14 protein-coding genes are annotated in these 14,369 nt (G+C 38.9%); 2 read left to right on the top strand and 12 right to left on the bottom strand.

The genetic code is table 11. The features are described from left to right. Positions 1-12 precede the first annotated feature (12 nt). The 12 genes from HXV90_RS01920 to HXV90_RS01865 form a co-directional block, all read right to left on the bottom strand. Positions 13-1,200 carry a membrane protein gene (locus tag HXV90_RS01920; protein ID WP_048392374.1) on the bottom strand — a complete coding sequence of 396 codons (1,188 nt, stop codon included), beginning with the start codon at positions 1,198-1,200 and terminating at the stop codon, positions 13-15. A gap of 224 nt (positions 1,201-1,424) precedes the next feature. Further along, the gene (locus tag HXV90_RS01915) at positions 1,425-1,739 is read right to left on the bottom strand and encodes a DUF3784 domain-containing protein (RefSeq protein ID WP_054549218.1); all 315 of its coding nucleotides are present in this window, start codon (positions 1,737-1,739) and stop codon (positions 1,425-1,427) included. 11 nt (positions 1,740-1,750) lie between these two features. Next, a complete protein-coding gene (locus HXV90_RS01910; protein WP_269898237.1) occupies positions 1,751-3,034 on the bottom strand; it encodes an alpha/beta hydrolase in 1,284 nt (427 codons plus the stop codon). Between the two features lie 13 nt (positions 3,035-3,047). Next, on the bottom strand, positions 3,048-4,127 hold the full coding sequence (locus HXV90_RS01905) for a DUF1648 domain-containing protein (protein WP_269898236.1): 1,080 nt from the start codon (positions 4,125-4,127) through the stop codon (positions 3,048-3,050). Positions 4,128-4,134: 7 nt separating this feature from the next. Beyond that, complete coding sequence (locus HXV90_RS01900; protein ID WP_054549216.1) at positions 4,135-4,512, bottom strand: GntR family transcriptional regulator; 378 nt, start codon at positions 4,510-4,512, stop codon at positions 4,135-4,137. Positions 4,513-5,051: 539 nt separating this feature from the next. Beyond that, positions 5,052-5,429, bottom strand: coding sequence for a carboxymuconolactone decarboxylase family protein (locus HXV90_RS01895; RefSeq protein ID WP_112118372.1), 378 nt, complete (start codon positions 5,427-5,429; stop codon positions 5,052-5,054). Between the two features lie 202 nt (positions 5,430-5,631). Next, complete coding sequence (gene argH, locus HXV90_RS01890; protein WP_009370279.1) at positions 5,632-7,011, bottom strand: argininosuccinate lyase; 1,380 nt, start codon at positions 7,009-7,011, stop codon at positions 5,632-5,634. Between the two features lie 81 nt (positions 7,012-7,092). Further along, positions 7,093-8,286 carry an argininosuccinate synthase gene (locus tag HXV90_RS01885; RefSeq protein ID WP_004231366.1) on the bottom strand — a complete coding sequence of 398 codons (1,194 nt, stop codon included), beginning with the start codon at positions 8,284-8,286 and terminating at the stop codon, positions 7,093-7,095. Positions 8,287-8,573: 287 nt separating this feature from the next. Continuing rightward, complete coding sequence (locus HXV90_RS01880; protein WP_115673347.1) at positions 8,574-9,380, bottom strand: CPBP family intramembrane glutamic endopeptidase; 807 nt, start codon at positions 9,378-9,380, stop codon at positions 8,574-8,576. Positions 9,381-9,454: 74 nt separating this feature from the next. Next, complete coding sequence (locus HXV90_RS01875; RefSeq protein ID WP_048392369.1) at positions 9,455-10,249, bottom strand: MerR family transcriptional regulator; 795 nt, start codon at positions 10,247-10,249, stop codon at positions 9,455-9,457. Between the two features lie 109 nt (positions 10,250-10,358). Then, on the bottom strand, positions 10,359-11,114 hold the full coding sequence (locus HXV90_RS01870; RefSeq protein WP_048392368.1) for an SDR family NAD(P)-dependent oxidoreductase: 756 nt from the start codon (positions 11,112-11,114) through the stop codon (positions 10,359-10,361). A gap of 8 nt (positions 11,115-11,122) precedes the next feature. Next, positions 11,123-12,112 carry an MBL fold metallo-hydrolase gene (locus tag HXV90_RS01865; RefSeq protein ID WP_269898235.1) on the bottom strand — a complete coding sequence of 330 codons (990 nt, stop codon included), beginning with the start codon at positions 12,110-12,112 and terminating at the stop codon, positions 11,123-11,125. Positions 12,113-12,459: 347 nt separating this feature from the next. Here HXV90_RS01865 and proC point away from each other — a divergent pair, with 347 nt between their 5' ends. Both proC and namA read left to right on the top strand, forming a co-directional pair. Then, positions 12,460-13,263 (top strand): pyrroline-5-carboxylate reductase, encoded by an 804-nt coding sequence (gene proC, locus HXV90_RS01860; RefSeq protein ID WP_004231357.1) that lies wholly within the window; start codon positions 12,460-12,462, stop codon positions 13,261-13,263. A gap of 48 nt (positions 13,264-13,311) precedes the next feature. Then, on the top strand, positions 13,312-14,322 hold the full coding sequence (namA, locus tag HXV90_RS01855; RefSeq protein WP_269898234.1) for an NADPH dehydrogenase NamA: 1,011 nt from the start codon (positions 13,312-13,314) through the stop codon (positions 14,320-14,322). The last annotated feature ends 47 nt before the right edge of the window (positions 14,323-14,369 follow it).

Below are 14,369 nucleotides of genomic sequence, written 5' to 3'. Positions count from 1 at the left end.
CTCTCTCCTTCTTTATAGCCAATTGACAAAAATACCCGCTAAAATCACAGATGTTATCGTTACACTAATGAAACCTCCCACAAGCATCGGTGGTAACATATGACTTAACAGCATTTCTCGTTCTTTTTGATCGGCTGTGGACGATTTCACTACTTCATTCGTTAAAATATAATCTGCTGGGAACCCATAGAGCGCTGTTAAGGATACAGCAAACGCTAAATTCGGGCTGACCTTTAAAACTTTTCCTGCGATGAAAGAGAAAATATACATACCAATGACTGCTAAGACAATAGACACTACTAATGGCACAATAATACGCATCAGCATTTCAGGGGAAGCCTGTTTTAAGCCATCAAATATAAAGAGCATTAACCCCATAATGGCAAAACCGAAGCCATTTGCTTTTTGCAATGGTTGTCTTTCTAAAAAACCAAATGTCGATGCAAGGACACCAAACACTAGGCATAGCACTAACGCATTGACTGTCACAACAGGTGCTAATGCTGTAGATGTACCATACGCTAATAATCCAACAAGCGCTAAACGGAAAAATTTAAAGTATTCTGTATTGTACTTGGTAGGAATTTTCCTAAATAATTTTGGTTGCTCAGATGCCTGTTCAACATCTTCCTCTACCTGTGTTACCGATTGTATATTCCCTTGCTGATGTTCTTTTAATAAACGTTTTGCTTCACGCTTCAATACAATGGACGTGATGGGATATCCTGCAAAACCTTGAATAACATAAATTACAATGGCAAAGACGGCTAAATCCTCTAAGCCAGCTGCAGAAGCGCCTTCTGACATCACTAGCGCTGCCACAACACCACCGACTAATGGTGGAACTGCAACTATCATCGTTTTTAAATCAAATAGCAAGGCACCAATTGTAAATAATATGGCGATGATGCCTACAATACCAGCTAAAGAAATAACGATGGCTTTCCACTGGTTTTTCAATTCCTTAAGGGACAGAAGTGTACCCATATTCGTAATTAATAAATACATTAACATCGTGGCAACGACTGGACCAATCCCGGCAATACTAACAATATCTTTCGGGAAGAATGTCCAATAGCCAATTAAAAATAATACCGCACAGACGAACACAGATGGAATCCACGCCTTCGTTCTTGTTGCTACGATATCTCCGATGTAAAGAATAGCAAGTACTATCGTCAGTGCTAACATTTGCGACATATCAAAGAATTCTCCTAACTTAGTAATTTTTTAATGTCATCTATAATAATACTAATTATTCTTAAAATTCTATTTTTACAGAAAAGAAGAAAAACAGCGCATGAACAAGCATATTCGTGACACTAAAATTACGGTTTTCCAAATATTTAGATTTTAAAGAATTTTCATAAAGCGCTTACAAAAAAGTAGAACCATTATAAAATGGTTCTACTTTTTCTTACATGCTATTTTTTGAAACGATTACCTGTGTTCGCATAGATCAATAAAAATATCGTAAGGGCGACAAAAAGTACAAGACCTACATGAAATAACCATTGTGTATGGAAAAATTCGTTTAGTATCCATAAAAGGACACAAAAACAGTAGCCATACATCATTTTTCCCATAAATCTTGCCAGTGCCTTTTCATCATATTGTTCTTTATCTTCCTGTGCCATCGTATGAAAGCCTTCAAGTAGAAAAGCTCCTTTACCTTGCGATAGAACAATGGCGAAGATGAGAAACGGCAGCATGATTATTAAATAGACAAGTACTCCCAAGGTTAATCATCCTACTTTTCATTTTTAATAAATTGCTCAATTGCTGGTAGTAATTCTTCATGCAGTGGCAGCGAAGGGTCTGCATAGGTTGCTAAGTTTTTGGCGCGATCTGCCGGTGCCTTTTTCAATACGTGATTCATACCCGCTAGATAAAGTAATTTTGAGTCTTGTTTGCCTTTCTTCAATGCCTCAGTATCGGCTTCCTTCACTTGTAAATCCGTTGTTCCTTGTACTAGCAATACACGGCTTTTTACTTTTGAAAGCTCATTAGCAGGTTGATATTTTAGCAAGGAAATCAGGAAAGGCTGTACAGATGGACGGAAAAGGGCCTGTAGCTCTGGCGAAATATTTTTCACTTGCTCCCCTTGCTTTAAAGCTGTCAAAATATTCGTGGATTCATTAAAAAGCTTTGGTGCTAATTGACCTTTTAATTGCTCTAAAAGCACTTCATCTAACGATCTACCTGCACCGGCAATGGAGACAAAGGATGCTACGCCTGTCTTTTGAGCCGCGAGCAAACCAATGAGTGAGCCTTCGCTATGACCAATCACATGGACACTTGTGTAGGCTTTATCAGCCATCAATGTTTGGATAATTTGTACAGCATCATCAACGTATTGGTCAAACGTTCCATCCTCTTCCTTTGTTAAGAGCGCTTGATTGTCACCAAGTCCTCGCTTATCATAACGCACCGTCGCAATGCCCTGTTGTGCTAAACCTTCCGCCAACATTTTCAAGCTATTATTTTTTCCAGCCAAAGCGGAATTACCATCTTTATCAGTTGGCCCCGATCCTGCTATTATCAATGCCACTGGTGATGGAGATGGAGAAGCCTTTTGTACAGCTACCGTTAAGTTACCGTTTTGAACGGGAATTTTTAATGTGTCATAGGTAACAGGTTGCTCTTTATAAGCCTTTAGTATTAAAGGAAATTTCCCACCATTTTGTTGAAATGTAGCCTCTATTTGTTCATTTTTGATTGTGCCATTAATGGCAATAGCAGAGCCGTTTAAATTTATGGACACTTTTACTTTATCACCTGTATACGTCACACTTTGAAATGGAAAATTAGATAAGCCCTGTGCTGGCACGGATAATGTACCACTTTCCTTCTTTAAATCGATAATAATCGGTAATGGTCCATTTGGCGTTTCAATAGTTCCTTCCCATTTTCCAATAAACTGTTCATTCATTGCATTTGTCCCCTTTGATCCTTGATGTTGTGCAGTGACCTCTTTTTGCCCACAGGCAGCTAAAAGTAAAATTGTACAGCAAATCAATAACCATTTTTTCATCTAATCTTCCTTTCTATATGAAAATCACCAATAAAATTGGCAGTAACGTAATCGCTATTAAGATGTAACACCATTTGTTCGCGAAATTTACAGTCCAACCAATCCCGAACTTTTTAGGCACTAATAAGGATGGATCATTTTTATTGCAATAAAAAATACCCCATTTCCAGTATTGATCATCTGTGGCAGCTGTTTCATTTGTATGTACCTCATCAAAACGTTCATTACTTTTACTGAGCTTCCAAATGAACACTAGTAAACCACCCAACGTAACGACATTAAAGACAAGAAAAAGTGGGAAGAAGTAGGGAGCCGTTTGGTCTTGTAAAATAACAGTTGTATAGTGTAAAACAACAAATAGAATTGTCATACTAAAATTAATGGCTGCCAGGTACCAGCTTCCGTATTTCCGCTGAGTTAACTCCCGATGAATGGATGCTTCTTTGGCCTGTGCACTTAATTGAATTTTGGCACTTTTCATGCCTTGACTCATCATGAAAAAACTAATTTGTATTGCCAATAATATAAGTGGCATACTGATGACTGAGAGCCGCGATTTTTGAGTCCAACCATCGACCTCTCCTGCCCCATTCCAATGTGTTGCGAAAACCTCAGGGATTGACTCATAGTTCATGTACGTAAAAGCGATTAATGCAAGTGTGATGATAATGGGTACACTAAAAAATATAGGTGATAATGTTTCCTCTTTCTGACGGATAGACAAATCTGTCACATATACTGTTTTTATTTGTGCCTCCCACTGCTCCTGCACCTTTAATTTTTTCGTTTTAGCATGATAACTCATGTAGAGACCTGATGATAAAAGGAGCATGACATACAAAAGGATAAAGGAAATTAAAGATACCTTCTCCTCTTGTATAGGTGAAAGATAGAGAGCGATTTGACCTACTAAGAATAAGCCAGCAACCCCTGCGATGATTTGGCTATAATGCTTCTTCCACAGCTTTAATTGTGGATGTTTGACATAAGGTTCGGGTATGGAAACACCAAAAACAAGTGTTTTTCTTGTTAAATGTGGTGTCATCATTTCCATAATTCCGACAATGATAAAGATGCCTACAATTATAAGCATACTACCCCTACTTCCATTGTTTTAAAATTCGCTGGAACAAACTTGTCATTTGCTCTTTCTCGAGGCCACGCGCAAAAGCCTCCGCCATGATAGGCTTCAAGGCATTTTCGACTTTTTCAACCTCCGTTTCTTCCAGCGCTCTCTTTTGACCACCAATAATGACCGCTTTTGCTTTCGGCTTCAATTCAATTAAGCCCTTCTCTTCAAGCTCATGATAACTTTTACTGACCGTGCTAACATTGATGCCTAGATCTGTAGCCATCGAACGTACAGACGGTAAAGTATCACCATTTTTCAGCTCACCTTGCGCAATGCATTCTATTATTTGATTGGCCAATTGTTTATATAGCTGCAATTCACTGTTTGGATCTAATTGTATTTGCATAATAACCCTCCAATCTGTATTGCTTGTAACCAAACAGAAATCTGTTATGTATAGAGTAATACAGATTTTCTTTAATGTCAAATGAAGGAATTTTTCATGGTGTTGAGTAGAGGTTTTTTCACAATAAGAGCGGGAGCCTTCCCTTAGTAGTGCTTTGAACTTCATTTAGAGCGGGTTCTCCTTCCTTAGGAGCGCTTTAAATTTCATTTAGAGCGGATCTTGAGTACTTTAGACCCCAAATAAGAAACAAAAAGGACCCAGAATAATTCTGGATCCATGGACACTTATTGCTTCTATTTGATTTTTAACTGATATGGTTTACACTTCTTCTTAATCTATAGCAAAACAGAATGTTCTGTTTCACCTTTAGGCTTAAGATTTATGAAGCTTCAACCTTCAACAGTTGTGGCGGACTTTCCTGAGATTCTTGGTCTTTGGGTGTTTGACTATTACTACTCATTCTGCATCCTCCCCATCAGATTAGATTAATAAGTGGTTCCTCTCTTATTATGAACCTTCTTCTATTTTTTATACATGCTTTAGCTTTTTTCTGCAAAGACTTGTTGGGCTATCGTTAAAGCATTTTGCACTCTTGGAAAACCGATGTAGGGTGCTAATTGTAAAAGTGCCTCGACCACTTCTGTCTGTGTCAAGCCTGCATGTAATCCACGCTGAATATGCGTTTTGGTTTGTGGTGCAGCACCTTGTGTAACTACCGCTGTTATCACGACGAGTGCTCGACTCTTTGCATCCAGCCCAGGCCGTGCATAGACATCACCGTAAGCAAATTCAATAATCATTTTGCGTAAATCGGGTGCTATATCGGCTAATGCATCGGATTCAATCATCCGTGCTGCTTCTTCTTCTGTCACATATTGTTTAATTGTTTCGAGCCCCTTTGTAAAACGTTCATTCATTTCTTCATCCCTCCTACATTTACTTATACAAAAACCCCAATTCCGCGTCTCCAGAATTGGGGATTGTCCTTCACATATGTAAGGTTCTCTTCTTCACGTCACCCTCTGGCTCAGTGAAAAAGGATAAAGGTTTTCATAGTGCCTCACAGGACAGCTTTAATGAATATCTATGCAAAAAGTCACAAGGACATGCACGCAAAAATTAAATGGCTACAAGACAGGCTTTCGCTTTTTCAATTTGGATTTTTACTTGTTCAAAGCCAGTACCACCTAAGGAATGGCGGCGGCGAACAGCAGCTTCTGGCGCTAGTACATCATAAATATCCGCTTCAATTAACGTACTTTCTTGCTGCATTTCTTCCAATGGCAAGTCTAATAAATAAATGCCCTTTTGAATACATGTAAAGACAAGCTTACCAGTCACCTCATGTGCCTCACGGAATGGCATCCCCTTTGTAGCAAGGTAATCTGCTAGCTCCGTTGCATTTGAAAAATCAGCGTGAACAGCCTGATGTAAGCGTTCCGTGTTGACAGTCATTGTACGAACCATACCTTCAAAGATTTTAAGTGAACCAAGAATCGTATGAACAGTGTCAAACATTCCCTCTTTGTCCTCCTGCATATCTTTGTTATATGTTAATGGTGTGCCTTTTAACACCGTTAATAAGCCCATTAGATTCCCATAAACACGCCCTGTTTTACCACGAATAAGCTCTGCCATATCTGGGTTTTTCTTTTGTGGCATAATCGAAGAACCTGTTGAGAAGGCATCATCCAGTTCGATAAATTTAAATTCATCTGTAGACCAGATAATAATTTCCTCAGCAAAGCGTGATAAATGCGCCATAAGTAAGGAGGAATGACTTAAAAATTCCACAATAAAATCACGATCACTTACAGCATCCATGGAGTTTGCGTAAACCTCGCTAAACCCTAATAGCTCTGCTGATTTTAAACGGTCAATCGGGAAAGTTGTCCCTGCCATTGCCCCAGCACCTAAAGGTAAAATATCAATACGTTTTATGGATTCTGTAAAACGTTGTTTATCACGCTCTAGCATCCAAAAATAAGCCATTAAATGGTGTGCAAAGGAGATTGGCTGTGCACGTTGTAGATGCGTATAACCTGGTGCAATCGTTTCAATATGCTCTTGTGCTTTGTCTAATAGTGTTTGTTGGAACGTCACAATTAAATCAATTGCTTCCTGCACACGCTTTTTCAAGAAAAGATGCATATCCGTTGCTACTTGGTCATTTCGGCTACGTCCTGTATGTAGTTTGCCGCCGACAGGACCTATTAAATCAATTAACATTTTTTCTAAATTTAAGTGTATATCTTCATTGGCAACGCTAAATTCAAGCTCACCTGCGATTGCCTTATCTTTTAATTGGGCAAGACCACCTAGTATGGCCTCTACATCAGCTGCTGGTAAAATTCCTGTAGCACCAAGCATTGTGACATGTGCAACACTACCTTCAAGGTCCTCTAGCACAAGTTGCTGGTCAAAGCCAATGGATGCGCCAAATTCGTCTACCCATGCTTCTGCTGATTTTTGGAAACGTCCACCCCAAAGTTTTGTCATGTCAGCTCACCTTTTCCTCGATTACTTATCAAAAGGTGTAGTAAAAGCACAAATGCCTCACCACACCTTGCTTGTTCAACATTACTTTTTATTCACAGATGAGTTCACTACAGTTGGTAGCCCCCATAACTCGATAAAGCCTACAGCGGAAGCATGATTGAATTGATCTTCCTTCGAGTATGTTGCTAGCTTTTCACTGTATAATGAATTTGGTGATTTACGTCCTTCTACAATCGCATGTCCTTTAAATAGTTTCACACGTACTGTACCATTCACATATTGTTGTGTTTGCGCAAGGAATGCTTCCAGAGCATCACGTAATGGTGAGAACCATAGACCGTCGTAAATTAATTCGGATAGTTTTTTCTCGATTACTGGCTTGAAGTGTGCTAATTCTTTTACAAGCGTTAAGTCCTCAAGCTCTTTATGCGCTGTTAACAGCACTTTTGCACCTGGAATTTCATAAACCTCACGAGATTTAATACCAACTAAACGATTTTCAACGTGATCGATACGTCCTACACCATGAGCACCTGCTACTGCATTTAATTCTTGAATTAAATCAGCAAGCTTCATTTCTTTTCCATTTAATGCTACTGGTTTACCAGCTACAAACTCGATTTCCACATACTCTGCTTCATTCGGTGCATTTTCAACAGAAACAGTTAAGCCATAAGCTTCTTCTGGTGGTGACACCCATGGGTCTTCCATAATGCCAGCTTCATTCGCACGGCCCCATAGGTTTTGGTCGATTGAGAATGGTGAATCCAATGTTGCAGGAATCGGTACATTATGCTTCATTGCATATTCGATTTCCTCATCACGGCTCCAGCCCCACTCACGTACTGGTGCTAATACCTCTAAATCTGGATTTAATGCTTTAATCGATACTTCAAAACGAACTTGGTCATTCCCTTTACCTGTGCAACCATGCGCAACAGCATCTGCGCCTACTTGATTAGCAATCTCTACTAGTTTTTTCGAGATAAGTGGACGGGAAAGTGCTGATACTAATGGATACTTTTGCTCATACCAAGTATGTGCTTGTAAAGAAATTAATGCATACCCTTCAGCAAATTCGTCTTTCGCATCTACCATATAAGATTCAATCGCTCCTACTTGAAGAGCTTTATTTTTCACGAATTCAAGATCTTTCCCTTCGCCAACGTCAAGACATACTGCAATTACGTCCCAACCTTGTTCTTTTAACCATGGAATTGCTACCGAAGTATCAAGTCCACCTGAATAAGCTAATACCACTTTTTTATTTGCCATTAAAAATGCGCCTCCATTGCTCTATCGATATGTATGTTTATACATTCATTTAAAAGTTTATACACGAATAGTATCATGTTATAAAAATAAATACAAGTGTATTTTTATAAATTCATAGACTTTTATTTTTATTGTCAAAAGTAAGTCGTTCCTTGTATAAGGTTGACAAGAAATCCATGGCAATTCACTCAAAAAAACGTTTTTTTACTATATATATAAATGTATACTATATAAATTTAGCAACGGACGAAAAAAAGAATCCATGATACAAACTGGATTCTTTTTAGTTACTTGGCTGATTGTATCTTATACAATACTTTTTTAGGATTAATCAAAATAAGTAGAACGGCCACCGCCGAATATAAAATGGCATTATACATAATTAAATCAATTAGGTTTCCATTAATGGAGCCGATAAAAAAATTAAAGAGCTGATGAATAATAATAGGAATGATTAAATTCTGATTGATCGTATAAAATACTGTCATGATGATGGTTGTAGCTATAATCGTTAACATAAAGAAGAAGCTATATTTGATCAAATCCATTCCCATAAACCCTGTTGTAAGCCATATCGGTAAATGCCACATTCCCCACCAAAAGCCTATGATAATTGAAGCTATTAATGGCGAATACTTCTTTTGCAGCTCCAGCAGTGCAAAGCCCCTCCATCCTAACTCCTCACCCAGTGGTCCTGACAAAAGCGTTTTAACAAAATAAAAACTGAGCATGCCCCATGAAGACAGCGTAAAAATAGAGTTTTCTTCATAATTATTCATGATTTGAAACAAGATCATGATAAAGATAGCTGTTTGTATCATCACGATTAAAACAATTACTGAAAGTGACAATTTGTTTTTGAATTTTTGCTTGACAAAGTGGATAAAACGTTGCCCAGGATAGATTCTTGGAAATAGTAACGCAAAGGCAAAGGTGGATGACCAAGCCGATAGACAGCGTACGGTATCAAATAGCCAAGTAGGATAGCCTAATAGCTTGACGGCTCCTACAACACAGAAAAGTGGCCAAAAAATAATATTGGTTAAAATAATAAAGCTTGCTACTGGTTTTTTTAATTTCTTTTTTCTACGCAAGTAGATCCCCCATTTCATCTGAATATCTTCAGCATAAACCTAGGGGTTGCTCACAGGTCAAACCCATTTTGCCTTTATTTTATCGGTACATACATTTCTAAAAAAATACGTTCAAGCCCTTCTTCATAAGTGGTAAGCAATAAGTTGATATAAACAAGCCCTAAAAGCTCATAGCCATTTTCCTTAGCTACTTTTCTTATACTAGCCTCTACTTTATTGTCTGTATTTTTGCCACCTGTTGACCAGCGCCCATCTTCAATAACTGTATAAAGACATTTGGGATGCGCTAAAATTTCACCTTTAATTGGATGATCGCTATTTTCTACTTTCCTGACAACCATAAATTTATTTTCGAGCATTCCGCTATCATCGAATCTAATAACTCTTCTTAAAGAAGTAAGAATTACCGCTTTCTTTATACTGTCTGCATTTTCTTTTAACGAATCATATTCATCATAGGCTGTATAATGTTCTATTACGCCCATTATTTCTAATGGTTTCATTTCCTTTATAGTATATGTGCCTAGATATTGGCTAATTTTTTGACAATCCTCTTTTACAAGCTGGAGCTTTTTTAATTGTAGCTTTTTATAAGCTATTTCCTCTAACATTACTTGTTCTTTTTCTACTAACAATGATTGGATGCCCTCTATACTCTTGCCTTTTCTCAATTCCTGAATCTTTTTGATTTCAAAATCAATTTCTCTATAAAAATTGATTGTTGTGATATCGTATATATCAAAATGATTGTATGTTCTATACCCATTTTCACTATTTTGCTGGGGCTTTACTAATCCCTTTTCTTCATAAAATTTTAAGGTATCTCTAGAAACTCCTAAAAATTTTGCAACTTGACCAATTGTATACATCTATGTCTCCTTTTCAACTCTTCCTTTTTACTACTATAGCTACAATTATATGTAAATATGAAAAAACCGTAGACATGCACGTGAAGCATGTTTACAGTTTCAAATGTTGTTATTTCTTATGGAAAAATGATTTGCCTAGCCATTCAATGGTTGCAGGGGCTAATGCATACAATTTACTCGACAATCCCATAATTCTAGGTAGATTAATCTCACGAACAGGACGATCAATCGTTTTCACTGTCTCTTGAGCTACTTCCTCCGCTGACAATAAAAAGCGCCCTAAGGATTCTCGGTAGCCACTTGTATCATTGGCTTTATCTAAAAATGGTGTATCAATGGGACCAGGATGGATGGCTGTCACTTTTACATTGTAAGGAGCTAATTCCATACGCAATCCATTGGTAAAACCGACAATAGCATGTTTCGTCGCAGCATAGACACTCGCTTTTGGTGTGGCCACCTTCCCAGCCTGAGAACCAATGAATATTAAATGGCCCTGTTTGCGCTCTATCATCTTAGAGGCTAATCGTTTGGCAAGATAAATGGGTACGCTAACATTTAATTCGATCATTTGCGCAATATCCTCATCCTGTAAAGCAGGGGCTACAGCAAACTTCCCTACACCTGCTGAAAGAATCGCTACATCAATCGGTGGTAGCTGCGCACAAACATCATCAAGTGTATGTAGATTGGTTAAATCCGCTTGGATCACTTGAGCACCTAAACGCTCTAGCACCTTTAGTGCAACGGCATTGCGACCTGTGGCATAAACGATATGCCCTTGAGCTACTAGTAATTCAGTGATTTTTAAGCCAACCCCACTTGTAGCTCCTGTCACAAAGATTGTTTTGTTAGGATGTTTCATGTATAAACCTACTTCCTTTGAAATAAATAGATACCTGCTTCTGTCTTTGTTGACGTAATATACTCATTGGCCTCTAGGTAATCTAAATGACCAAGTGTTTTAGATAAAGTTAAACCAAGCTGATGCTGGAAGATAGCCGGATACAAGCGTTTTGTTACTTGGACAACTGTTAATTGATCATCGCCTAATAATTCAAAAACTTTCATTGATTGTTGGTGCTGTCGCTCTAATCGTTTATCAATTAACAACGGAATATCCTCTAGCTCTGCTCCATGCCCTGTATGCATCATTTTGACAGGTAATTGACGTAGAATTTCAAGGGATGCATTATATTGTAGTAAAGATTTTGTACGTCCTACAGTACGATCCAATGGTGGCTCTATTAATGGATTGGGCGTTATTTTTTCAAGCAATAAATCTCCACCAATCACTTGATGAGTTTTTTCATCCCAAAAAATGAAGTGACTTTGTGCGTGACCTAATGTTTCGATTGCCTTTAATCCTGGATGCCCAGGAACTTCATCTCCATCTTCCAAAATTTGCGTTAATGGTCGTTCCCCTACAAGCTCCAATTCACGACGAACATGGACACTTTTTGCAATATATTCTTGTGGTACCCCATGCTCCAATAAACGTTCACTGTAAAATTGTTCATGATAGCGTAAAAAGTCTTCATCATGACGAAGCCATTTGTCATTATAGGCATGCCCTAAAATTTCTGCATATGGAAAAGCATCGACCCATCCCGCATGATCTGGATGATGATGGGTTAACACAACCTGTTCAATATCTTGCATGTCAAAGCCTGCTGCTCGAATCCCCCATTTTAAAGCATCATAGGCTTCCATTGTTTTTGGGCCAACATCAAAAATGCTAAGTGCATCGCCTTTTACAATAAATGCATTGACATCTCCTACTGCATAGGGTGTTGGTATTTCTATTTTGTATATAGACAAAGTTGTCTCCCCCTTTTCACGCACTTGTGAATACTGATTCATTCTATTTTACAAGTTTTTTCTGTTTTCGTCATCCTCCTGTTGACAGGTTGCCTATTCCTCACTATAATTTTGAATAATCTAATTATTTATGTGCGTTGAAGAAGACGAGTACGTATCTGGTGAAGGTGTTAGAGAGTGTTACATTTGCTGAGAGTAACATCACCCGCTCCCATTACCGAACCTACTTCTGAGCAGTTATGCAAACATAACCGTTTCCCTTGCGATAAGAGGGCTAAGAGTTGTGCCAACAATTGGCAAACAAAGGTGGTACCGCGGAAACGAGAGCGTTTTCGTCCTTCTAGATAAGGACGAGAGCGCTTTTTTATTTTGAACTGGAGGTTTTGTTCATGAAAAAAATTTTATTTATCGGTGCAGGCTCAATGGCGGAAGCATTGATGCAAGGCTGGATTAAACAAAAGGTGTTCACACCACAGGAAATTTACGTCACCAATCGCTCAGACAAGGAACGCTTACATTTCCTACATGAAACATATGGTGTCCATTGTGTGTTTGATCCTGCGATTTTTCAACAGGCAGATCTGATTATCTTAGCGATGAAGCCGAAAGATGCTATTGCTGCTATGTGTGATTTAAAGCCTAAACTTACGGCACACACTGCTGTACTATCTATTTTAGCAGGCATTGCGATTGATACAATTACAGAATTTTTAGGGAGTCGCCCAGTAGCAAGGGTGATGCCGAATACTTCCGCTACAATCGGCATGTCAGCAAGTGGCATTGCATTCAATAACGAGGTATCTGCAGACCAGCGTATCCTATTCCTCCAGTTATTAGAGGCTGTTGGCTCCGTTATTGAAGTCGATGAAGATCAGTTACATGCAGTCACAGCCCTTTCAGGTAGCGGCCCTGCCTATATCTATTATTTAATGGAAGCTTTTGAACGAGTAGGGACGAAGGTAGGCTTATCGAAAGATACGGTGCGCTTGCTAATGACTCAAACACTTGCGGGGACAGCTGAGATGCTCAAGCAGTCATTAGATGAACCAGATGTCTTACGCAAAAAGGTGACGAGTCCTGGTGGCACGACGGAGGCAGGGATACAGGCATTAGAGCAATATCAATTTAATGAAGCCATCGAAGCCTGCATTAAAGAAGCAGAGGCACGATCTCGTTCACTTGCAAATGGGTAGCATTATGTGCAAAATAGAGTGTATCACTAGGAATTAGGAGGCTTTATTTTGAGTAAATTATTCGAACCCTATACATTGCAATCTATCACCTTAAAAAACCGTGTTGTGATGGCACCTATGTGCATGTACTCAGCACAAGACGATGGCATGGTAACACCCTTTCATTTCGTCCATTATGCAACACGTGCAGCTGGTCAAGTAGGCTTAATCATTTTAGAAGCTACTGGTGTTGTGCCAGAAGGTCGTATCTCAAATAAGGATTTAGGGATTTGGGATGATGCACATATTGAAGGATTAAGTCAATTAGTTGAGGGGATGAAAGCGTACGGCGCTAAAACAGGCATCCAGCTTGCACATGCTGGTCGCAAAGCAACAGTAGATGGCGAAATTTTTGCTCCATCAGCTATTGCCTTTAGTTCAGACTATAAAACACCAACAAAAATGACAGAAGAGGACATTCACTATGTCATCGAGGCATTTAAACAAGCAGCTATTCGTGCCGCAAAGGCTGGCTTTGATGTACTAGAAATTCATGGCGCACATGGCTATTTAATTAGCGAGTTTTTATCACCTGCTACGAATAAACGTCAAGATCAATATGGGGGCTCACAGGAAAATCGATATCGCATTCTACGTCAAGTCATCGATGCTGTTCGCAGTGTATGGGATGGTCCTTTATTGGTACGTGTCTCTGCGGAAGATTATGCGGAAGATGGTACAACAATGGATGACTTTATTGTTTTTAGCCGCTGGATGAAATCTCAAGGTGTTGATTTAGTTGATGTGTCAACAGGGGGCGTTGTACCAGCAGCCATCAATGTCTTTCCAGGCTATCAGGTACCACATGCAGAAGCGATTAAGCATGGGGCTGATATTCCTACTGGTGCAGTTGGTCTTATTACCACAGCCATTCAAGCCGAAGAGATACTCCAAAATAATCGTGCAGATTTAATATTCTTAGCGCGTGTTTTATTACGAGACCCTTACTGGGCACTACATGCAGCTAAAGAGCTAGGAGAAGACGTGCAGCCTCCCGTACAATACGTCCGTGGTTGGTAATTACATTTCCATCAAAAAACAGCTTGTGCTCCAGCAAGCTGTTTTTT

This window comes from Lysinibacillus sp. JK80, from assembly GCF_027557635.1.
GTDB classification, from domain to species: domain Bacteria; phylum Bacillota; class Bacilli; order Bacillales_A; family Planococcaceae; genus Lysinibacillus; species Lysinibacillus capsici.
Note: the sequence above shows the minus strand (reverse complement) of the source record. Positions and strands in the feature narration are given on the sequence as shown.